Origin of the sequence: Geodermatophilus ruber (assembly GCF_900114385.1) — a bacterium.
Classification (GTDB): domain Bacteria; phylum Actinomycetota; class Actinomycetes; order Mycobacteriales; family Geodermatophilaceae; genus Geodermatophilus; species Geodermatophilus ruber.
On sequence record NZ_FOSW01000001.1, the window covers coordinates 129,680 to 148,978 of the forward strand.

The 19,299-nt window shown below is 76.1% G+C and carries 21 protein-coding genes; 4 read left to right on the top strand and 17 right to left on the bottom strand.

Features of this window, described 5'->3' with window-relative positions; all coding sequences use genetic code 11:
• Positions 1-13: 13 nt before the first annotated feature.
• From BMZ50_RS00715 to BMZ50_RS00725, 3 genes are all read right to left on the bottom strand, one after another.
• The gene (locus BMZ50_RS00715) at positions 14-376 is read right to left on the bottom strand and encodes an NADH-quinone oxidoreductase subunit A (RefSeq protein ID WP_218146033.1); all 363 of its coding nucleotides are present in this window, start codon (positions 374-376) and stop codon (positions 14-16) included.
• A gap of 97 nt (positions 377-473) precedes the next feature.
• Complete coding sequence (locus BMZ50_RS00720; RefSeq protein WP_091319826.1) at positions 474-1,733, bottom strand: geranylgeranyl reductase family protein; 1,260 nt, start codon at positions 1,731-1,733, stop codon at positions 474-476.
• A 223-nt stretch (positions 1,734-1,956) separates the two neighbouring features.
• Positions 1,957-2,682: a demethylmenaquinone methyltransferase gene (locus BMZ50_RS00725; protein WP_091319829.1), complete on the bottom strand. Its 726-nt coding sequence runs from the start codon at positions 2,680-2,682 to the stop codon at positions 1,957-1,959.
• Positions 2,683-2,717: 35 nt separating this feature from the next.
• Here BMZ50_RS00725 and BMZ50_RS00730 point away from each other — a divergent pair, with 35 nt between their 5' ends.
• The gene (locus tag BMZ50_RS00730; RefSeq protein WP_091319832.1) at positions 2,718-3,992 is read left to right on the top strand and encodes an isochorismate synthase; all 1,275 of its coding nucleotides are present in this window, start codon (positions 2,718-2,720) and stop codon (positions 3,990-3,992) included.
• Positions 3,993-4,063: 71 nt separating this feature from the next.
• Here the strand turns inward: BMZ50_RS00730 and menD are convergent, their stop codons facing one another.
• Positions 4,064-5,752, bottom strand: coding sequence for a 2-succinyl-5-enolpyruvyl-6-hydroxy-3-cyclohexene-1-carboxylic-acid synthase (gene menD, locus BMZ50_RS00735; RefSeq protein ID WP_091320969.1), 1,689 nt, complete (start codon positions 5,750-5,752; stop codon positions 4,064-4,066).
• Positions 5,749-6,711 carry an o-succinylbenzoate synthase gene (locus BMZ50_RS00740; RefSeq protein ID WP_245753210.1) on the bottom strand — a complete coding sequence of 321 codons (963 nt, stop codon included), beginning with the start codon at positions 6,709-6,711 and terminating at the stop codon, positions 5,749-5,751. Before BMZ50_RS00740 ends, menD begins: the two co-directional genes overlap by 4 nt.
• Before the next feature lie 41 nt (positions 6,712-6,752).
• On the opposite strand from BMZ50_RS00740, the gene menE reads away from it, so the two are divergent.
• Positions 6,753-7,877, top strand: a complete 1,125-nt coding sequence (gene menE, locus BMZ50_RS00745; RefSeq protein WP_091319839.1) for an o-succinylbenzoate--CoA ligase — start codon at positions 6,753-6,755, stop codon at positions 7,875-7,877.
• A gap of 2 nt (positions 7,878-7,879) precedes the next feature.
• Positions 7,880-8,752, top strand: a complete 873-nt coding sequence (locus BMZ50_RS00750) for a 1,4-dihydroxy-2-naphthoate polyprenyltransferase (protein ID WP_091319842.1) — start codon at positions 7,880-7,882, stop codon at positions 8,750-8,752.
• 16 nt (positions 8,753-8,768) lie between these two features.
• Here the strand turns inward: BMZ50_RS00750 and BMZ50_RS00755 are convergent, their stop codons facing one another.
• A complete protein-coding gene (locus BMZ50_RS00755) occupies positions 8,769-9,086 on the bottom strand; it encodes a DUF4229 domain-containing protein (protein WP_091319845.1) in 318 nt (105 codons plus the stop codon).
• Positions 9,070-9,516 carry an Lrp/AsnC family transcriptional regulator gene (locus tag BMZ50_RS00760; protein WP_091320971.1) on the bottom strand — a complete coding sequence of 149 codons (447 nt, stop codon included), beginning with the start codon at positions 9,514-9,516 and terminating at the stop codon, positions 9,070-9,072. Before BMZ50_RS00760 ends, BMZ50_RS00755 begins: the two co-directional genes overlap by 17 nt.
• 112 nt (positions 9,517-9,628) lie before the next feature.
• Between BMZ50_RS00760 and BMZ50_RS00765 the strand changes: the two genes are divergently transcribed.
• Positions 9,629-9,847: a hypothetical protein gene (locus BMZ50_RS00765; protein ID WP_091319848.1), complete on the top strand. Its 219-nt coding sequence runs from the start codon at positions 9,629-9,631 to the stop codon at positions 9,845-9,847.
• A gap of 30 nt (positions 9,848-9,877) precedes the next feature.
• On the opposite strand, the gene BMZ50_RS00770 is transcribed toward BMZ50_RS00765, so the two are convergent.
• The 10 genes from BMZ50_RS00770 to BMZ50_RS00815 form a co-directional block, all read right to left on the bottom strand.
• On the bottom strand, positions 9,878-10,150 hold the full coding sequence (locus BMZ50_RS00770; RefSeq protein WP_091319864.1) for a hypothetical protein: 273 nt from the start codon (positions 10,148-10,150) through the stop codon (positions 9,878-9,880).
• Positions 10,151-10,265: 115 nt separating this feature from the next.
• Complete coding sequence (ccsB, locus tag BMZ50_RS00775; RefSeq protein WP_091319866.1) at positions 10,266-11,207, bottom strand: c-type cytochrome biogenesis protein CcsB; 942 nt, start codon at positions 11,205-11,207, stop codon at positions 10,266-10,268.
• Positions 11,204-12,847 (bottom strand): cytochrome c biogenesis protein ResB, encoded by a 1,644-nt coding sequence (gene resB, locus BMZ50_RS00780; protein WP_091319869.1) that lies wholly within the window; start codon positions 12,845-12,847, stop codon positions 11,204-11,206. Before resB ends, ccsB begins: the two co-directional genes overlap by 4 nt.
• Positions 12,844-13,665 (bottom strand): cytochrome c biogenesis CcdA family protein, encoded by an 822-nt coding sequence (locus tag BMZ50_RS00785; RefSeq protein WP_091319872.1) that lies wholly within the window; start codon positions 13,663-13,665, stop codon positions 12,844-12,846. The genes resB and BMZ50_RS00785 overlap by 4 nt, the downstream gene beginning before the upstream one ends.
• A 3-nt stretch (positions 13,666-13,668) precedes the next feature.
• A complete protein-coding gene (locus BMZ50_RS00790; RefSeq protein ID WP_091319874.1) occupies positions 13,669-14,247 on the bottom strand; it encodes a TlpA family protein disulfide reductase in 579 nt (192 codons plus the stop codon).
• The gene (locus tag BMZ50_RS00795) at positions 14,244-14,879 is read right to left on the bottom strand and encodes a histidine phosphatase family protein (protein ID WP_091319876.1); all 636 of its coding nucleotides are present in this window, start codon (positions 14,877-14,879) and stop codon (positions 14,244-14,246) included. Before BMZ50_RS00795 ends, BMZ50_RS00790 begins: the two co-directional genes overlap by 4 nt.
• On the bottom strand, positions 14,879-16,252 hold the full coding sequence (gene hemL / locus BMZ50_RS00800; RefSeq protein ID WP_091319879.1) for a glutamate-1-semialdehyde 2,1-aminomutase: 1,374 nt from the start codon (positions 16,250-16,252) through the stop codon (positions 14,879-14,881). The genes BMZ50_RS00795 and hemL overlap by 1 nt, the downstream gene beginning before the upstream one ends.
• Positions 16,249-16,668 (bottom strand): hypothetical protein, encoded by a 420-nt coding sequence (locus BMZ50_RS00805; RefSeq protein ID WP_245753212.1) that lies wholly within the window; start codon positions 16,666-16,668, stop codon positions 16,249-16,251. Before BMZ50_RS00805 ends, hemL begins: the two co-directional genes overlap by 4 nt.
• Positions 16,669-16,751: 83 nt before the next feature.
• Entirely contained in the window at positions 16,752-17,729 is a 978-nt protein-coding gene (gene hemB / locus BMZ50_RS00810; RefSeq protein ID WP_091319882.1) for a porphobilinogen synthase, read from the bottom strand.
• Positions 17,726-19,273, bottom strand: a complete 1,548-nt coding sequence (locus BMZ50_RS00815) for a uroporphyrinogen-III synthase (RefSeq protein WP_091319886.1) — start codon at positions 19,271-19,273, stop codon at positions 17,726-17,728. The genes hemB and BMZ50_RS00815 overlap by 4 nt, the downstream gene beginning before the upstream one ends.
• Positions 19,274-19,299: the final 26 nt, after the last annotated feature.

Here is a 19,299-nt window from a genome sequence, read left to right on the forward strand (position 1 = left end):
TGTCAGCCCCCCGTCAGTCCCAGTCGAGCCCGCCGCGGCGCCACACGTAGGCGTAGGCGATGAACACGGTGCCGATGAAGACGACCATCTCGACCAGCCCGAAGACACCGAGTGCGTCGTTGGCGACGGCCCACGGGTAGAGGAAGACGATCTCGATGTCGAAGACGATGAACAACATCGCGGTCAGGTAGTACTTGACCGGGAAGCGGCCACCGACCAGCGGCTGGTCGGCCGGCTCGATGCCGCACTCGTAGGCCGCCAGCTTGGCCCGGTTGTACCGGCGCGGCCCCACGTACGGGGCGACGGTGACCGAGAACAGCGCGAACGCCGCGGCCAACGCGAACAGCCCGACGATCGGGACGTACATCGAGAGCATCAGCGGCACCCTACGGTGGCAGAGATCACAGGCTCGGCAGGTGATGACCCCGGACACAGCGTGTCGAGGCGGTCTCGATCGGTGAGGGCGCGCACGGTCAGACCGCCGGGGCCAGCCGGGTGAGGACGGCGACGGCGCGGTCGAACCGGTCGCCGTCCCGCCCGTCGGACAGGTTGCCCATGAGCCGCAGCGCGGCGTGCACCATGGCCGGCCGCGTGAGCCCGTGCGCGGTGGCGAAGCGGACCAGACCCGGCCGCCCCAGGAGGGCGAGGAATGCCGTGCCCAGCCGGTGGTGCCGCCCGTACTCCTCGCGCAGCCGGTCGGGGTAGCGGCGCAGCGCCGCCTCGCGGGCGGGTCCCTCCGGCCGGGCCAGCGCCTCGGCGGCCGCCTCGGCAGCCATCCGGCCGGTCTCCATCGCGTAGCTGATGCCCTCGCCGTTGAACGGGTTGACCGTGCCGGCGGCGTCGCCGGCCATCAGCAGCCCGCGGCTGTAGGCCGGCTGGCGGTGCAGGGCCATGGGGAGGCCGGCGCCCCGCAGCGGGGTGACCGCATGCTCCTCCCCGAACTGCCACTCCGCCGGCAGCGTGGCCAGCCACTCGCGGAGCACCACCCGCGGCTCGGCCCCGGTGCCGCGGCGGCGGTCGAGCAGGCCGAATCCGATGTTGGTGGTGCCGTCGCCCATGCCGAACGCCCAGCCGTAGCCGGGCATGGAGTCCGCGCTGGGGCCGGCAGCGGACAGGTCGAAGGAGATGTCGAGGTAGTCGTCGTCGGTGCGCGGTGAGCGCACGTACCGGCGGACGGCGACGCCCAGCGGGCGGTCCTCCCGGCGGACCAGGCCCAGCGCCTTGCCCAGCCGCCCGGACAGCCCCTCGGCGGAGACGACCAGCGGCGCCCGCCAGGTCGCCGGCTCCCTGCCCGGGCCGACGAGGGCCTGCACGCCCGCGACCCGGCCGGCGTCGTCGAGCAGCGGGCCGGTGACGGTGACCTCCTGCAGCACGCGGGCGCCGGCGGCCCCGGCGTGCGCGGCGAGCCGGGCGTCGAGATCGCGGCGGTTGCACACCAGGCTGTGGGCGGGCCAGGAGTCCAGCCTTGGCCAGTCGACCTCGATCACCTGGCCGCCGCCGGTGACCCGCAGGCCCCTGTGCCGGACCCAGCCGGCCGTGTCGACGCCCATGTCGGCCAGCGCCTTGACCCCGCGGGGGGTCAGCCCGTCGCCGCAGACCTTCTCGCGGGGGAAGCGCGCCTTCTCCAGGACCACCACGTCCAGGCCGGCCCGGGCCAGGTGCCAGGCGGCCGAGGAGCCGGCCGGGCCGGCGCCGACGACCACCACGTCGGCCCGCCGATCAGCGCTGTCCACACCCGCCCCCTCCCGGAGCTCCCGGGGACTTTGTGAATTGGTTCACAAAGTCTGCCGTCCCCACTCTAGGCCTGGATGTGACCTTGGTGACAAGTCCGGGTCGGGGAGACGCACGTCACAGTTCCGATACGGCCGGCCGCGCGCGTCGAGATCGACGGCCTGGTCGCCACAGCACGCGGGAAGCGCCGAGACCGGCGATCTCGGCGCTGCGGAAGGGGGTGGGTCAGTCGCGCGGCTTGCGGCCGCGGTGCAGGGCGACGATCCCGCCGGTGAGGTTCCGCCAGCCGACGTCCGCCCAGCCGGCCGACTGCAGCCGCGCGGCGAGCGCCGGCTGGTCGGGCCAGGCCCGGATCGACTCGGCCAGGTACCCGTAGGCGTCCGGGTTGCTGCTCACCGCCCGGGCGATCCGCGGCAGCGCGCGCATCAGGTACTCGGTGTAGACGGTGCGGAACGGGGTCCAGGTCGGGCTGGAGAACTCGCAGACGACGAGCGTGCCGCCGGGGCGGGTCACCCGCCGGAACTCGCGCAGCGCGGCGTCGGGGTCGGCCACGTTGCGCAGGCCGAAGGAGATGACGACGCCGTCGACGCTCTCGTCGGCCAGGGGCAGGGCCATGGCGTCGCCGGCCACCTTCGGCACCGGCCGGGCCGCCCCGGCCCGCAGCATGCCCTGGGAGAAGTCGCAGGCGACGGCGTGCACGCCGCCGGCCGCGAGCTCCACGGTGGACACCGCCGTCCCGGCGGCGACGTCCAGCACCGTCTGCCCCGGGCGGGCGCCGAGCGCCGCGCGGGTGGCCCGCCGCCACGAGGCGTCCAGCCCCCCGGAGAGGACCGTGTTGGTGAGGTCGTAGCGCTGGGCGACCCGGTCGAACATGGCCGCGACGTCCGCCGGCCGCTTGGCCAGATCCGCCCGCAGCCCCCCGGTGTGCGCGGCCTCTCCCCGGTCTCCCACGGCGGCGACGCTACCGGGCTGCCTAGGCTGGGCTGGTGACAGCGGCCGCCGTGACCTCCCCGGACGCTGCCGCACCGGTCGTCACGACCACCCCGGTGCCCGCCGCGCCCCCGCTGCTGGACCTGCTGCCGGCCGCCGGGGCGCTCTCCTGGGTGCGCCGCGGCGAGGGGCTCGTCGGCTGGGGGGAGGCGGCGCGGCTGGAGGTCTCCGGCCCCGGTGCGCTCGCCGAGGCGGCCGCCTGGTGGGACGGGTACAGCGGCGGCCTCGCGGTCGACGACCGGCTGGCCGTGCCGGGCTCGGGTCCCGTCGTGTTCGCCAGCATCGCCTTCGACCCCGTCGCCGGGACGTCGGTGTTCGTCGTCCCCCGGGTCGTGGTCGGCCGGCGCGACGGCGTCGCCTGGGTGACCACCGTCGGGGACGCCGACCCGGCCGAGGTTCTGGCCGCTCCCCCCGCCCCCCCGCCCGCGCCGCTCGGCCGGCTGCGCTACGCCGACGGCGCCCTGGACCCCGCGTCCTGGTGCTCGGCGGTCGAGGCGGCCGTGCAGCGGATCGACGCGGGTGACCTGGCCAAGGTGGTGCTCGCCCGCGACCTGCTGGTGACCGCCGACGCCCCGCTGGACCCGCGGCGGCTGCTGGCCCGGCTGGCCGCCCGGTTCCCCGACTGCTGGACCTTCGCCGTCGACGGCCTGCTCGGCGCGACACCGGAGCTGCTGCTGCGCCGCACCGGGCGGGAGCTGTCGGCCCGGGTGCTCGCCGGGACCGCCCCGCGCGGGGCCGGTGCCGACGACGACCGGCTGGCCGCCGCGCTGCTCGCCTCCGCCAAGGACCGCGCCGAGCACGCGCTGGCGGTGGACTCGCTGGTCGCGGCGCTGGAGCCCTACTGCGCGCGCCTCACCGCCCCGCAGGAACCGGAGCTGCTCACCCTCGCCAACGTGCGCCACCTGGCCACCGCCGTCACCGGCACCCAGTGGCGCGGCGGTCCGCACGGCCGCGCGGGGCTCCTGGAACTGGTCGGGGCGGTCCACCCCACGGCCGCGGTGTGCGGCACCCCGACCGCGGCCGCCGCGACGGTCCTCGACGAGCTCGAGAGCCTGGACCGGGGCCGCTACGCCGGGCCGGTGGGCTGGCTGGACGCCCGGGGCGACGGCGAGTTCGGCCTGGCGCTGCGGTGCGCGCAGCTGTCCGAGGAGGACCCGGCGTCCGCGCGGCTGTTCGCCGGCTGCGGGATCGTGGCCGGCTCCGACCCCGCCACCGAGCTCGCCGAGACGCAGGCGAAGTTCGCCGCCTTCCAGGCCGCCCTCGAGGGCTGAGCGGGCGATCGGCCGGGGTCAGCCGCCGCGGCTCCCCGCGGGGTGCTCGTCCACGCTCCCCGGGGCGGCCGTCAGCCCAGCGCCTCGGCCGTGACGGCGCCCAGCCGGACCGCCAGGTCCGCCTCCGTCCGCTGGTCGGTGCGGACGACGACCACCCGCGGGCCGCCCTTCGCCAGGACGTCCGGGAGGTCCGCCGCCTCCTCGAGGCGAACGGCCGGCCAGCCCAGCACGTCGGCCACCGCCACCAGGTCGCGGCCGTGCGGGGTGCCGAACACCCGCCGGTAGCCCGCCGCATGCTCCGGCCGGCCCGGCTCCAGCTGCGCGAAGATGCCGCCGCCGTCGTTGTCGGGCACCACCACGGTGAGGTCCGGCCGCGGTTCGCCGTCCCCACCCAGCAGGCCCTGCAGGTCGTGCAGGAACGTCAGGTCGCCCATCAGCGCGAACGCCGGCCCGCCGCCGGCCCGCTGGTGCGCCAGGGCCGCACCGACCGCGGAGGAGATCGTCCCGTCGATGCCGGCCACCCCGCGGTTGGCCAGCACGGTCAGCCCGCCGCGCGGCCGGGCCAGCCGGTCGACGTCGCGCACCGGGGTGGAGGACCCGAGGAACAGCAGCGCTCCGTCGGGCAGCTCCTCGACCAGATCGCGGGCGAGCCGGGCCGCGGTCAGCACCGGGCCGGCGTCGAGCAGCCCCTCGACGGCCTTCCCCACCCGCTCGGCGGCATCGGCCCAGGCCGCCCGCCACGCCGGGTCGGCCGGCGCCCCGGGGGCGGGCAGGGCGCCCACCAGCGCCGTCGACCGGCCCGCGTCCGGCCAGCGCGGGGCCGCGGCGACCGACTCCACCCGGATGGCGGGATCGGCCAGCAGCGCGGACACCGGCCGGGAGAGGGTGGGCCGACCCACGACCAGCACCCGCTCGGGGCGGTGCGCGGCCAGCCACCCGGGCACCCCGAGCAGCAGCGCGCCGCCGCGGACCGATGCCGCCCAGGCCCCGCTGCTCGGCTCGGCGAGGACCGGCCAGCCGCCCGCCGCGGCCAGCTCCGCGGCGGCCCGGCCGAGCGCCGGGGGCGCGTCGCCGACGAGGACGAGGGTGCGCTCGGGCCCGCCGTCGACGGTCGCAGCGGGGTGCGCGACCGATCCCGTCGTCCACGGCGCGCCGCCCGGCCGGCCCGCCCACGGCTCGGCGAGCTCGGGCCCGAGGGCGGCGCCGGGCAGCAGCGGCTCCCGAAACGGCAGGTTCAGGTGCACCGGCCCCGGATCCCCGGACAGCACCCCGCGGGCCACCAGCAGCGCCTTGGCCACCAGCGACCGCCAGTACCGGTTCTGCGCCGCCTCCCGGCCGGCCTCGGGGACGCCGACGTCGACGGCCGACCGGACCGCGGTCCCGTAGAGCCCGGGCTGCGCGATCGTCTGGTTGGCCCCCGTGTCGCGCAGCTCAGGCGGCCGGTCGGCGGTCAGGGCCAGCAGCGGCACGCCGGCGGCGTCGGCCTCCAGCACCGCGGCGTGCAGGTGCGCCGCCGCCGTCCCGGAGGTGGTGAGCACCGGCACCGGCCGGCCCGACATCTTCGCCAGGCCGAGCGCGAGAAAGGCCGCCGTCCGCTCGTCGATGCGCACGTGCAGCTGCAGCCGACCGGCCCGCTCCGCCTCGGCGAGCGCGAGCGCGACCGGCGCGGAGCGCGAGCCGGGCGCCAGGACGGCGTCGGTGACGCCGCCGCGGACGAGCTCGTCGACGAGCACGCGGGCGAACGCGGTGGACGGGTTCATGAGGCGACCACCGCGGCCAGCCGGGCCCTCCACCGCGCCCGGGTGACCGGGTCGGCGGCGACCTCCTCGAGCCGGTCGGGCTCGACGCGGGTGACCGGGAGCGCGCCGTCGACCGGCAGCAGCGGGGAGCTGGTGACGTCCTCGGCGAGCAGCGCGACGGTGGCCAGCCCGCAGGCGAAGGGCAGCTCCGGCAGCGCGGCGGCCAGCGCGACGCCGGCGGCGATCCCGACCGAGGACTCCAGCGCGGAGGAGACCACGCAGGGCAGGCCGTGCGCCTCGGCCACGCGCAGCGCCGCCCGCACGCCGCCGAGCGGCTGCACCTTCAGGACCACGACATCGGCCGCTTCCCGCAGGTCCACCCGCAGCGGGTCATCGGAGCGCCGGACGCCCTCGTCGACGGCGACCCGGACGTCGACCCGGCGGCGCAGCGCCGCCAGCTCGGCGAGCGTGGCGCACGGCTGCTCGACGTACTCCAGGCCCATCCGGTCCAGCGCCCGGATGCGGGCGACGGCGGTGTCGACGTCCCACGCGGCGTTGGCGTCCACCCGGATCGCGCCGTCGGGGCCCAGCGCGTCGCGGACCGCCTCCACCCGCGCGAGGTCCTCCTCCGGCGTCTGCCCGGGCTCGGCGACCTTCACCTTCGCCGTGCGGCACCCGGAGGCGGTGACGATCCCGTGGGCCCGCGCCGGCTCCACGGCGGGGACGGTGACGTTGACCGGCACCGAGGCGCGCACCGGCGCCGGCCAGCCGGCCAGCGCGGCCTCCTCCGCGGCGGCCCACCAGCGGCGGCTCTCGGCGACGTCGTAGTCCCAGAACGGGGAGAACTCGCCCCATCCGGCCGGTCCGCGCACCAGGACGCCGTCGCGGACGGTGATCCCCCGGAAGCGAGTGCGCATCGGCACCCGGTAGACCCGCGCCTCCGGCGCCGGCCCGGTGCCGCCGGCGGGGGCAGGGATCACGCCCGACAGCCTAGATCGGCAGGCCCGTACCCTTGCCCCTCGTGGCCAGGCACCTCACCCTCGTGCCCGCCGCCGAGCTCTCCGAGGTCGACGTCGCCGCCGCCCTGGACGGGAACCGCCCGCTCGCGGTGCTGCCCGCCGGCCCTCCGGCCGCAGTGGACGCAGCGCGCGCCGTGCTGCGGCCCGACGAGCCGCTGGAGGACGGCGCCGACCTCGTCGTCGTCACCTCCGGTTCGACCGGGACCGGCCGCGGGGTGCTGCTGCCGGCGGCGGCGCTGCGGGCCTCCGGCGAGGCGACCCTGCGGCGTCTCGGCGGGCCGGGCGGCTGGCTGCTGGCGCTGCCGGTGTCGGCGATCGCCGGGCTGCAGGTGCTGTGCCGATCCCTGCTCGCGGGCACCAGCCCCACCGTGCTCGGCCCGGGCGAGCACCTGGCCGACGCGGTCGCCCGCATGCCCCGCGGACGGCGCTACACCGCCCTCGTGCCCACCCAGCTGCGCCGCCAGCTGGACGCCGCACCGGACGGGCTGCGCGCCTTCGACGCGGTGCTCGTCGGCGGGGCGGCCACCGATCCGGCGCTGCTGCAGCGGGCGCGCGGCGAGGGAGTGGCCGTGGTGACCACCTACGGCATGACCGAGACCGCCGGCGGCTGCGTGTACGACGGCCGGCCGCTGGACGACGTGCAGGTGCGGGTGCGCGACGGCGTCGAGCTGGCCGGCCCGGTGCTGGCGTTGGGCTACCGGCTCGACCCGGCCGGCACCGCCGCCGCCTTCGGTCCCGACGGCTGGTTCCGCACCCGCGACGCGGGCGCGCTCGACGCCGAGGGCCGGCTCACCGTCGCCGGCCGGCTGGACGAGGTGATCATCACCGGCGGGGTCAACGTGGCCCCGCCCGCGGTGGAGGGTGCGCTGCGCACCCATCCCGCCGTCCTCGACGCCGTCGTGTTCGGCCGCCCCGACCCGGAGTGGGGGCAGCGGGTCGTCGCCGCCGTCGTCCCCGTCCCGGGGGCGGTGCCCGACCTGGCGGTGCTGCGGCCGTGGGTGACCGAACGGCTCGGTGGGCCGGCCGCCCCGCGGGAGCTGCACCTCGTCGCCGCCGTCCCCACCCTGCACACCGGCAAGCCCGACCGCCGCGCCGTCGCCGCGGCGCTGCTCCAGGAGGCGCACTGACCGTGGCCACCCCCGCCCAGTGGCTGGCCGGCGCCCGCCCCCGCACGCTGCCCGCCGCGCTCGCGCCGGTGCTCGTCGGCACCGGCGCCGCCGTGGCCCTCGACGGCTTCCGGCTGGTTCCCGCGCTGCTGGCGCTGCTGGTGGCCCTGGCCCTGCAGGTGGCGGTCAACTACGCCAACGACTACTCCGACGGCCGGCGCGGCACCGACGCCCAGCGGGTCGGGCCGATGCGGCTGGTCGGCTCCGGCGCGGCGACCCCGCGGCAGGTGCTGCTCGCGGCGGGGGCCGCGTTCGGGCTCGCCGCCCTCGCCGGGCTGGCGCTGGCCGCGCTCTCCAGCTGGTGGCTGGTCGCCGTCGGCGCGGTCTGCATCGTGGCGGCCTGGACCTACACCGGCGGTCCGCTCCCCTACGGCTACCGGGCGCTGGGCGAGGTCTTCGTCTTCGTGTTCTTCGGCCTCGTGGCGGTCGTGGGGACGACGTTCGCGCAGACCGGCTCGGTCGACGCGCTGGCCGTCGCGGCGGCGGTGCCGATCGGCCTGCTGTCGGTGGCGCTGCTGGTGGTCAACAACCTGCGCGACCTCGACGGCGATGCGGCCGTGGGCAAGCGCACCATGGCGGTGCTGCTCGGCGACCGCGGCACCCGCCTCGCCTACGCGGCTCTGCCGGTGGTCGCGTTCGCCGTGGTCGTCGGGATCGGGCTCGAGCGGCCATGGGCGCTGCTGGCGCTGCTCGCCGTCCCCCTCGCCGTGCCGCCGGTGCGGATCGTGCTGACCGGAGGCCGCGGGCCGGTGCTCATCGCCGCGCTGCAGGGCACCGGCCTGCTCACCCTCGCCACCGGCGTCCTGCTGGGTGCGGGCCTCGCGCTGAGCGGCTGACCCGCGCTCGCAGAGGTCAGGAGCCGTCGCCGGTGAGGCGCTCGGTCAGGTTCTGCTTGGCCTGCCTGCGGGCGACGCTGCGGGCGGCCAGGCCCTCGGTCAGCCGCTCGCGAGAGGGCCGCAGCAGCAGGTAGGACACCGGCATCGACAGCAGCAGCCCGAACAGCAGGCCGGGGAAGCCCTCCAGCCCGAGCCACCACAGCAGCAGCACCAGCGCGGCGGCGATGGCGAAGCGGCCCACTGTGTAGATGACCAGCCAGGGGGCGATCCGCGGCGGGGTCGCCGGCCCCCCGGTCGGCGCCGCTGGCACGCCCTTCTCAGGCTTCTCGGCCATGCCGGCCCTCCCACTTCGTCGACAGCACAACGGTCGTGCGGGTGCGCGCGACACCCCTGATCCTGTTCAACGCGCTGAGGGTCGCCTCCAGTGCCGGGATGTCGCTCACGCGGACCTTCAGCACGTACCCCTCGCTGCCGGCCACCCGCCAGCAGTCCTCGACCTCGGGCATGGCGTGCAGCGCCTCCTCGATGCCGGTGTCGTCGACCGCGTCGCTCTCGATGACGCTCACCAGCGCGGTCACGTTCAGCCCCAACGCCGACGGATCGACGATCGCCCGGTAGCCGGTGACGACGCCGGCCGCCTCCAGCTTGCCCACCCGCTCGTGCACCGCCGGGGACGAGAGCCCCACCTGCCGGGCCAGTTCCGCGTAGCTCGCCCGCCCGTTCGCGCGCAGGAGATCGATCAGCTGCCGGTCAACGGTGTCGATGGCGCTCTCCGTTCTCGCGCGGGGGGCGGCGGGATCCCCGCCGTCCGGTCGAGTATCACCGCGGACGTACGCTGGACAGCACTCGGGCTCGACGGACGAGGGGGTGTGGCGAGTGGCGTTCCTGGTGGTGCTGGTGGTCGCGGTCGCCGTGGTGGTCCTGGTGATGCGCGCCGCATCTGCCGGCGGTCCCGGCGGGAGCTTCGGCCGGCCGCCGCGGCCACGCCAGCCCCGGCCGCCGCGCAGTTCCCGGCCGGTGGCCCCCGACGACGACCCCGAGTTCCTGCGGGAGCTCGAGCGGCGCAGCCGTCGGGACGGCGGCTCGCCGGCGTAACGGCCCGTCGCCGAGGACGGGCTCCTCTTTTCAGGCGGCCCGGAAGAAGCGCCGCCAGCCGCGCGGGCGCGCCGGCGGCTCCGGCGGGGCCGGGACAGCGGAGTCGCGGGCCGGGGACATGTCCCCGGGCCAGCCCAGCCCCTCGTGCGTGGTGGACGTGCCCGGCCAGCCGAGCCCGCTCTGCGTGTCCTCGCTCTGCAGCTGACCGTGGCGGCGGGCGGGCAGGCCGGCCGGCCGCTGCTCCAGCGCGGCGGCGATGACCGGGTCGACGGCGGCGTCCTCGGCCGCCGAGTGCCTACCCACGGTCGCCCCCCCGACGCTGCGTCATGGGGGCATGGAAGCACGCGGTACCCGCCGCCGTCAGCCTCCCGTTCCTCACTCCGGGTGAGCTGTCACCCGGAGTGAGGAGGCGTCCCGCTCAGCTCACCCCGGCGTAGCTGTGCAGCCCGGTCGAGACCATGTTCACGTAGAGCAGGTTGAAGACCATGACGACCAGGCCCACGACGTTCACCCAGGCCGCGGGCCGCCCGCGCCACCCGGCCGTCGTCCGGGCGTGCAGATAGCCGGCGTAGACCACCCAGGCGATGAAGGCCCAGGTCTCCTTGGGGTCCCAGCCCCAGAACCGGCCCCAGGCGCTCTCGGCCCAGATGGCACCGGCGATGACCGCGAAGGTCCACACCGGGAACCCGAAGACGGCGGTGCGGTGGGCGACCCGGTCCAGGGTCGCCGCGGCCGGCAGCCGGGAGAGCACCGACGAGGACCCGCCGGTGGCGTCGTGCCGGACCCTCAGCAGGTACAGGACGCTGGCGATCCCGCTGACGAAGAAGACGCCGAAGCCGAGGATCGCGCTGCTGACGTGCACGGCCAGCCAGCTCGAGCGCAGCGCCGCGACCAGCGGGCCGGTCTCGGTGTAGAGGAACAGCCCGATCGCGACCAGGGAGAGCACCACCGGCGCGAGCACGAACGCGCCCATGGTGCGCACCCCCGGCACACGCACGGCCAGCACGACGAAGGAGACCACCCCGACGAGGACGACGGCGGTGGCGAACTCGTACATGTTGCCCCACGGCAGCCGGTCGGCGGCCATGCCGCGGGTGACCAGCACGGCGGCGTGGACCAGCGCCCCGAGGGCGGTGAGGGCCAGGCCGATCAGCCCCCAGCGGGAGCTGGGCGCCCGGCCCGCCCCGGGGATGGACGTTCCGTCCGGGCCCGCGCCGACCGCCGCCCCGACCAGCTCCCGGGCCGGCCGGCGGCCGAACGCGAGCTGCGCGGAGAAGGCCACGACGGCCACCGAGTAGACGGCGACGCTGATCGAGAACAGGGTGTCCGACAGGTCGGCCAGCGACTGGTCAACGCTCACTCGGGAGAGCCTCCGCTTCCGGGTGCGGCCCCGCCGGAGGACGGGGCGGGGGGTTCGGGGGAACGGGCAGCCAGCGCCGTCCGCAGCTCACCGGTCAGCTCCGCGAAGCGGGTGGCGCTCTCGCCGCCACCCCGGGTCAGCGAGCCGACCGTGAGCACGGTACCGCCGTCCTCGGCGGCCGCGCCGACGCGCGCGAAGAAGCGTTCGCGGCGGAGCAGCAGGAGCGCGAGCAGGCCCACCAGCAGGGCGATCGCCGAGACGAGCACCCACACCTGGCCGGGGTCGTGCGAGAACTGCAGGGCGGCGAACTGCGAGACACCGGTGAAGGTGATCGTCGTGCCGTCCGGCAGCGTCAACGACTCGCCGGCCGCCAGGTTGGCGCGGCCCACCTCGCTGAGGCTGCCCCGCTCGATCTGGCTGGCGTCGAGGGAGTAGACCGACTGCGGCAGCCCCGAGTCCAGGCCGAGGTAGCCCTGGTAGGCGATGATCGCCACCTGCGGGGCCAGGGCCCGTGGGTCGATCGAGGTGAGGATGCCGCCCTGCAGCACCCCCGTGGGGGCGAAGAACCCCTCGATGGCCAGCTGGTCGTCCACGCCGGCCCCGAGGTCGGGCAGCTTGAGCGCGCCTTCGCTGGACATCGTCGCCTGGTCGGCGGGGAGGAACGGTGCCGAGACGTCCTCGAACACCGTCCCGTCCGGCAGGGTCACCGTGAAGCGCGGGCTGTAGCCGTGGCCGGTGACGTAGACCCGGTCGCCGTCGATGCGCAGCGGGTCGTTGACGCCGATCGTCGTCGGCCGCCCCTCCTCGCCCGGGGCGCCGTAGGTGATGTCCGCGGTGAACGAGGCCGCGGTGAGGTTCTCCTCGTACTCGGCGCGGAAGTCCTCCAGGTCGACGCACAGCGGGGAGAGGTCGCTGCCCTCCACCAGCGGGCCGGCCGAGTAGGTGTCGTACTGCTGGAACGAGTTGCAGAAGCCCTGCCCCTCGGTGACCAGGATGCTGCCCTCGTAGCCCCACAGCTTGCCGCCGGCCAGCCCCAGCAGGAGCGCGACGAGGGAGAGGTGGAACAGGAGGTTGCCGGTCTCCTTCCAGAAGCCCTTCTCGGCCGACAGCTCCTCCCCGTCCCTGCCGGAGCGGCGGACGACGCGGAACCGGCGGACCCGCAGCTCCTCCTCGACCACGTCGAGGGTGGCCGGCCCGGCCAGCGGGGTGGTCAGCTCGGCGGAGTCGGGCAGCCGCAGCAGCCGCCGGGGGGCCGGTGGCGGAGCCGCGCGGAGCGCGCGGGCGTGCTCGACGGCCCGGGGCACCACGCAGCCGATCAGCGAGATGAACAGCAGCAGGTAGACCGCGGCGAACCACGGCGAGCTGAAGACGTCGAAGGCGTAGAGCCGGTCGAGCACCGGCGCGAGCGTGGGGTGCTCGGCGAAGTACTGCCGGACCGCGTTCTGGTTGAGCGTGCGCTGAGGCAGCAGCGAGCCCGGGATCGCGGCGAGCGCGAGCAGGAACAGCAGGATGATCGCCGTCCGCATGGCGGTCAGCCGCCGCCACCAGCGCAGCCACAGCCCGAGCGCGCGGCGGCCGGCCGAGGGGCGGGCGGGCGGTTGCGGGGCCGCGGCCGGGCGCGGCGGGGCCGTGATCGTCACAGGGAGGTCTCCGCGAAACCGGTCGCGGCCAGCCAGGAGCGCAGCCAGCCCATCATCTCCGTCCAGGCGCCGGTGACCAGCAGGAGCCCGACCAGCACCAGCAGCGCCCCCCCGACGCGGGTCACGCTGCGGGCGTGCCGGCGCAGGAACGACGTCGTCCCCAGGGCCCACCGCGCACCGAGGGCGACCAGCACGAACGGCACGCCCAGGCCCAGGCAGTAGGCGATCCCGAGGAACGCGCCGCGGCCGGCGGTGGCCTCGACATAGGCCAGCGAGTTGACCGCGGCCAGCGTCGGCCCGAGGCACGGCGTCCAGCCGAGGCCGAAGACGACGCCGAGCAGCGGCGCCCCGGCCAGCCCGGTGACCGGGCGGGCCGACAGCCGCGCGGTGCGCTGGAGGAGGGGCAGCCAGCCGAGGAAGGCCAGCCCCATGACGATCGTGACCACACCGAACACCCGGGTGAGCACGTCGGCGTACTCGAGCAGCAGCCGGCCGAGCCCGCCGAAGGCCGCACCGAACGCGACGAAGACCGTGGTGAACCCGAGGACGAACAACAGCGCGCCGAGCACCATCCGGCCGCGGGAGGAGCGCTCGTCGACGTCCGTGCGCACGGCCGTGGCCGTCGTACCGCCCCCGGCGGGTGCCGGCGCCGCGGCGCGGGCACCGGTGCCGGCCAGACCGGTCACGTACGAGAGGTAGCCGGGCACCAGCGGCAGCACGCACGGCGAGGCGAAGCTGACCACCCCGACCAGGGCGGCCACGGCGGCCGCGACCAGCAGGGGGCCGTCGGTGACCAGGCCGCTGAAGGTCTCCCCCATCGCTCAGTCCCCCTCCGCCAGCAGCCGGTCGAGCATCGCGCGCAGGTCGTCCTGAGCGACCTCGCCGGTGTACACCGCGGCCACCCTCCCCTGCCGGTCCAGCACGATGGTCGAGGGGATCGCGTTGGCCGGGTAGTCCCGGAACGCCAGCGCCACCTCGCCGCGCGGATCGAAGATCGAGGGGAACTCGATGCCCTCGCTGTCGACGAAGGCCTGCGCGAACTGCTCGCTGGTCTCCTTGACGTTGAGGCCGAGGAACTCGACGCCCCGGTCACGGACGTCGGCGTAGACCGCCTGGAACTCCGGCGTCTCCACCCGGCAGGGCGGGCACCACGAGCCCCAGAAGTTGAGGACGGCGATGTTCCCGGACAGCTCGCCGGAGTCGAAGGTGCCCCCACCGAGCAGGGTGCCGCCGAACTCGGGGGCAGCGGCACGCTCGCCGTCGGGGATGACCTCGCCGGCGGGCGTGCCGGCGACGAACCGGAACTCGCCCCCGTTGTTGACGTCGACGGCGTCGGCGCCGGTCGAGCAGCCGGCGAGGAGCAGGGCCCCGGCCAGGGCGCCGAGCAGCCGCCGCCTCATGCGCCGGGCACCGCGTCGGGGTCGGTCGCCCCCGCGGGCTCCGCGTAGGACAGGCCCGCGAACCGGTCGCCCTCGTAGCGCAGCGAGGTGACGCTGGCCAGGCCGCACTGCCGGCGACGCGGGTCGTGCACGTAGCGGCGGCCCTCCAGGTGCAGCCGCAGTGTCCAGATCGGCAGCTGGTGGCTGACCAGCACCGCCGCGGACCCGCGGGCGGCGTCCCGGGCGGCCTCCACCGCGGCGAGCATGCGGGCGGCGATCTCCACGTACGGCTCGCCCCACGAGGGGCGGAAGGGATTGCGCAGCTTCCACCAGTGCTGCGGCATGCGCAGGGCACCGTCCCCGACGCCGACCCGCAGGCCCTCGAAGGCGTTACCGGCCTCGATCAGCCGCTCGTCGATCGTCACCGGCAGCGACAGCTTCTCGGCGATCGGCGCGGCGGTCTGCTGGGCCCGCTCCAGCGGGCTGGACACCAGGCATGTCACGCCCTTGCCCACGAGCCACTCGGCGGCGGCCAGTGCCATCGCCTCGCCGGTCTCGGACAGCCGGTAGCCGGGCAGCCGGCCGTAGAGGATCTTCTCCGGGTTGAAGACCTCCCCGTGGCGCAGCACGTGGACGACGGTCGTCTCCGCCATCAGCTGCTCACCTCGGCCGGGTCCTCGGCACGGCGGGTCGCCGCGGGCTCGACCGCGGCGGCGGCGCGGGCCGCGGCCGGCAGGGCGGCGAGCACCCGCTCGACGGCCTCGTCGTCCAGGGCGGCGCTGACGAACCACGCCTCGAACGCCGAGGGCGGGAGGTACACCCCGCGGGCGAGCATGGCGTGGAAGAAGGCGGTGTAGCGGGCGGCGTCCTGGGACCGGGCGTCGTCGTAGTTCCGCACCTGGCGCTCGTCGGGCACGAAGAACACCGAGAACATCGACCCGGCCTGCTGCACGCGGTGCGGCACACCCGCGGCGAACAGCGCGGCGCTGGCCGCACCGCGCAGGGTGACCGCGACCTCGTCGCAGCGGGCGTAGACCTCGTCGGTGCAGTGCCGCAACGTGGCCAGCCCGGCGGCGACGGCCACCGGGTTCCCCGACAGCGTGCCCGCTTGGTAGACCGGCCCGGCCGGGGCGAGATGGTCCATGAGGTCCGCCCGGCCGCCGAAGGCCGCCGCGGGCAGGCCGCCGCCCATGACCTTGCCGAAGGTGAACAGGTCGGCGTCGACCGGGTCCAGGCCGTACCAGCCCGAACGGGAGACCCGGAATCCGGTCATGACCTCGTCGAGGATCAGCAGCGCGCCGTGCTCGGCGGTGATCCGCCGCAGCGCCTGGTTGAACCCGTCCAGCGGCGGCACGACGCCCATGTTGCCGACCGCGGCCTCGGTGATCACCGCGGCGATCCGGTCGCCGCGCTCGGCGAACACCGCCTCCACGGCGGCGACGTCGTTGTAGGGGAGCACGACGGTGTCGGCGGCGGCGCCGGTGGTGACGCCGGGGGTGTCGGGCAGCCCCAGGGTGGCCACCCCGGAACCGGCCGCGGCCAGCAGCGCGTCGACGTGGCCGTGGTAGCAGCCGGCGAACTTGACCACCAGCGGGCGGCCGGTGACCCCGCGGGCCAGCCGGACCGCCGAGAGCACCGCCTCGGTGCCGGAGTTGACCAGCCGCACCCGCTCGACCGGGGGCATCCGGTCGATGATCTCCTCGGCCAGCTCCAGCTCGCCCTCGGTGGGCGCGCCGAAGGACAGCCCGCGGCGGGCCGCGGCGGTGACCGCCTCGACCACCGCGGGGTGGGCGTGGCCGAGGATCAGCGGCCCCCACGAGGCCACGAGGTCGACGTAGCGGCGGCCGTCGGCGTCGGTGATCCACGGGCCGGAGCCCTCGACCATGAACCGCGGGGTGCCGCCGACCGCCTGGAACGCGCGGACCGGGCTGTTCACCCCGCCGGGGATGAGTTTCCGCCCGCGGGTGAACAGGTCGGCCGAGACCGGGGCCTCGTAGTCGTACGGGAGGCTGTCCAGCGAGGTCACGAGCCCAGTGTCCCCTTCCCTGCTGAGGAGCTGTCGGGGGTCCCGCCCGCGCCTGCCGCGAGCAGCGCGGTGGTGAGCGCGGCCGGATCCCGGCTCGGGACGAGTACGGTGCGCCCGTCGACCATCCGTAGCGGCAGCCCCGAGCGCCCGCGCGGCACCGACCAGCCCCCGCCGAGGACGGGGGCACCGGCGTCCACACCCGCCGTGCCGGCAGCGACCGCGCGCAGGTGGGCGGCGTCGACGTCGGCCAGCAGCACCCGCTCCCGGCCGACGGTGAGCGCCGGCTCCGCGTCCTCGGCGTCCACCCGGACGGTCCATGCGCGCCGGGCCGAGAGCACCCCGGCCGCCACGATGCCGAGGACGGCGAGCAGCGCCAGCGCCCAGACCAGCGGCGGCACGTCCGGACCGGGCAGCACCAGGTCCAGGACGACGAAGAACCCGAGCGCCCCGGCGACCAGCCAGAACGGCCGCCAGGAGCCCCCGGGCTCGACGTACGAACTCAGCGGAGCCAGCGCGCTGCCTCCACCGCCCAGTAGGTCAGCACGGTGCCCGCGCCGGCCCGCCGGATCGCGGTGAGCGTCTCGAGGATCGCCCGCTGCCGGTCGACCCAGCCGTTGGCCGCGGCCGCCTCGACCATCGCGTACTCGCCGCTGACCTGGTAGGCGCTGACCGGGACGTCGACGGCGTCGGCCACCCGGGCGACGATGTCCAGGTAGGGCAGCGCCGGCTTGACCATGACGGCGTCGGCGCCCTCGGCGAGGTCCTGCGCCACCTCGCGCAGCGCCTCGTCGGCGTTGGGCGGGTCCATCTGGTAGGTCGAGCGGTCGCCGAACTGCGGGGCGCCCTCGGCGGCCTCGCGGAACGGCCCGTAGAAGCCGGAGGCGTACTTCGCGGCGTAGGCGAGGATCGGCGTCTCGGTGAACCCGGCGGCATCCAGCCCGGCGCGGATCGCCGCGACCTGGCCGTCCATCATCCCGCTGGGGGCCACCACGTGGGCGCCGGCCCGGGCCTGGGCGACGGCGACCGCGGCGTAGCGGTCCAGCGTCGGGTCGTTGTCGACGACGCCCGCGGGGGTGACGACGCCGCAGTGCCCGTGGTCGGTGTACTCGCACAGGCACAGGTCGGCCATCAGCACCAGCTCGTCGCCGAGGTCGGCACGCAGCTGCTGCAGCGCGACGTTGACGATGCCGTCGGCCGCGTCGGCCTGCGAGCCGATCGGGTCCTTCTCGGCGGGGATGCCGAAGAGCATCAGCCCGCCGATGCCGGCCTCGGCCGCCTCGTGCGCGGCCTTGCGCAGCGAGTCGGTCGTGTGCTGGACGACGCCGGGCATCGAGCTGATCGGCACCGGCTCGGAGATGCCCTCCTTGACGAACACCGGCAGCACGAAGTCGGCCGGGGCCAGCCGGGTCTGGGCGGTGAGGCGCCGCAGCGCGGGCGTCGACCGGAGCCGACGCCCGCGCGCGAAGCCCGCGCTCACTTGGAGTCCCCGTCCTCCGCCTCGCGCAGCGAGAGGGCGTACTCGGCCAGGGCGTCCACCAGCGGGGCGACCGCGGCGGTCTCCGGCTGGACGTCGACCCGCAGGCCGAACTCCTGCGCGGTGGCCGCGGTCTGCGGGCCGATCACCGCAACGACGGTCTTGGCGTGCGGCTTGCCGGCGATGCCGACCAGGTTGCGCACCGTGCTCGACGAGGTGAAGCACACCGCGTCGAAGCCGCCGCCCTTGATCGCCTCGCGCACCGGGGCGGGCGGCGGGGCGGCCCGGACGGTGCGGTAGGCCGTCACGTCGTCGACCTCCCAGCCGCGCTCCACCAGACCCGCGGCGAGGGCCTCGGTCGCGATGTCGGCGTGCGGCAGCAGCACCCGGTTGATCGGGTCCAGCACGTCGTCGTACTCCGGGAAGTCGGCCAGCAGGCCCTGGCTGGACTGCTCGCCGGTCGGCACGAGCTCCGGGACGATGCCGAAGTCGCGGACGGCCTGGGCGGTCTGCTCGCCGACGCAGGCGACCTTCACGCCGGCGAACGCGCGCGCGTCGAGGCCCAGGTCGGTGAACTTCTCGCGCACGGCCTTCACCGCGTTCACCGAGGTGAACACGATCCAGCCGTAGCGGCCGGTGACCAGGCCCTTGATCGCGCGGTCCATCTGCGCCGGGCTGCGCGGCGGCTCGACGGCGATGGTCGGCACCTCGACCGGGACGGCGCCGTAGGCGCGCAGCCGGTCGCTCATCTCACCTGCCTGGTCCTTGGTGCGCGGCACCAGCACCCGCCAGCCGAACAGCGGCCGGCTCTCCCACCAGGACAGCCGCCCGCGCTTGTCGACGACGGCGCCGACGGTCGCCACGACCGGCCCGGCGAAGGCGTCCAGCCCGGCGGTCTTCTCGGCGACGGCGGCGAGCTTGGCCACCACGCTCTTCTGGCCGGTGCCCGAGCCGCCGGTGGTCACCACCACGGGCGTGGACCCGGACAGCCCGCCCTCGACCAGCCGGGCAGCGGCGTCGGGGAGGTCCTCGGCGTTGCCCTGCAGCACCAGCGGCGCCCCGAGGCCGGTGGCGGCCGTGGCCAGCGCGGTCAGGTCGACCTCGCCGCCGCGCAGGTCGGCGGTGAGCGAGGTGCCGCCCAGCGCCACCCCGGCGAACGCCGGCACGGCGGTGGACGGGGCCACACCCGGCACGACGTCGAAGCCGACCGAGGTGCGGCCGACGGCCAGCACCTCCTTGACGGCGGCGTCGGAGGTGAACGGGTCACCGGCGACCAGGCGGACGACGGTGTCGCCGTGCTTGGCCGCGGCGACGGCGGCCTTGGCGATCTCGGCCGGCTCCCCGGTGACGGAGGTCAGCTCGAGGTCCGGGCGGTCGGCCCGGACGGCGTCCTGGAGGTTCTGGGGGACGTCGGGGTCGACCAGGATGGCGCCGGCGTCGGCGAGGGCCGCGGTGGCCCGGGCGGTGAGCATCCCGGGATCACCGGGGCCGGCACCGACGAAGACGACCTTGCCGGCCGCCCCGTTCTGCTTGCGGAAGCGCGTCATCGCGTGCTCCTGTCTAGGGCCCGGAA

Coding starts and splice junctions, on each gene's coding strand:
- BMZ50_RS00790 (WP_091319874.1), bottom strand. CDS start 14,247: ATGAGGCGGCGGCTGCTCGGCGCCCTGGCCGGGGCCCTGCTCCTCGCC.
- BMZ50_RS00715 (WP_218146033.1), bottom strand. CDS start 376: ATGCTCTCGATGTACGTCCCGATCGTCGGGCTGTTCGCGTTGGCCGCG.
- BMZ50_RS00755 (WP_091319845.1), bottom strand. CDS start 9,086: ATGGCCGAGAAGCCTGAGAAGGGCGTGCCAGCGGCGCCGACCGGGGGG.
- BMZ50_RS00785 (WP_091319872.1), bottom strand. CDS start 13,665: ATGGGGGAGACCTTCAGCGGCCTGGTCACCGACGGCCCCCTGCTGGTC.
- menD (WP_091320969.1), bottom strand. CDS start 5,752: ATGAACCCGTCCACCGCGTTCGCCCGCGTGCTCGTCGACGAGCTCGTC.
- BMZ50_RS00815 (WP_091319886.1), bottom strand. CDS start 19,273: ATGACGCGCTTCCGCAAGCAGAACGGGGCGGCCGGCAAGGTCGTCTTC.
- BMZ50_RS00795 (WP_091319876.1), bottom strand. CDS start 14,879: ATGGCGGAGACGACCGTCGTCCACGTGCTGCGCCACGGGGAGGTCTTC.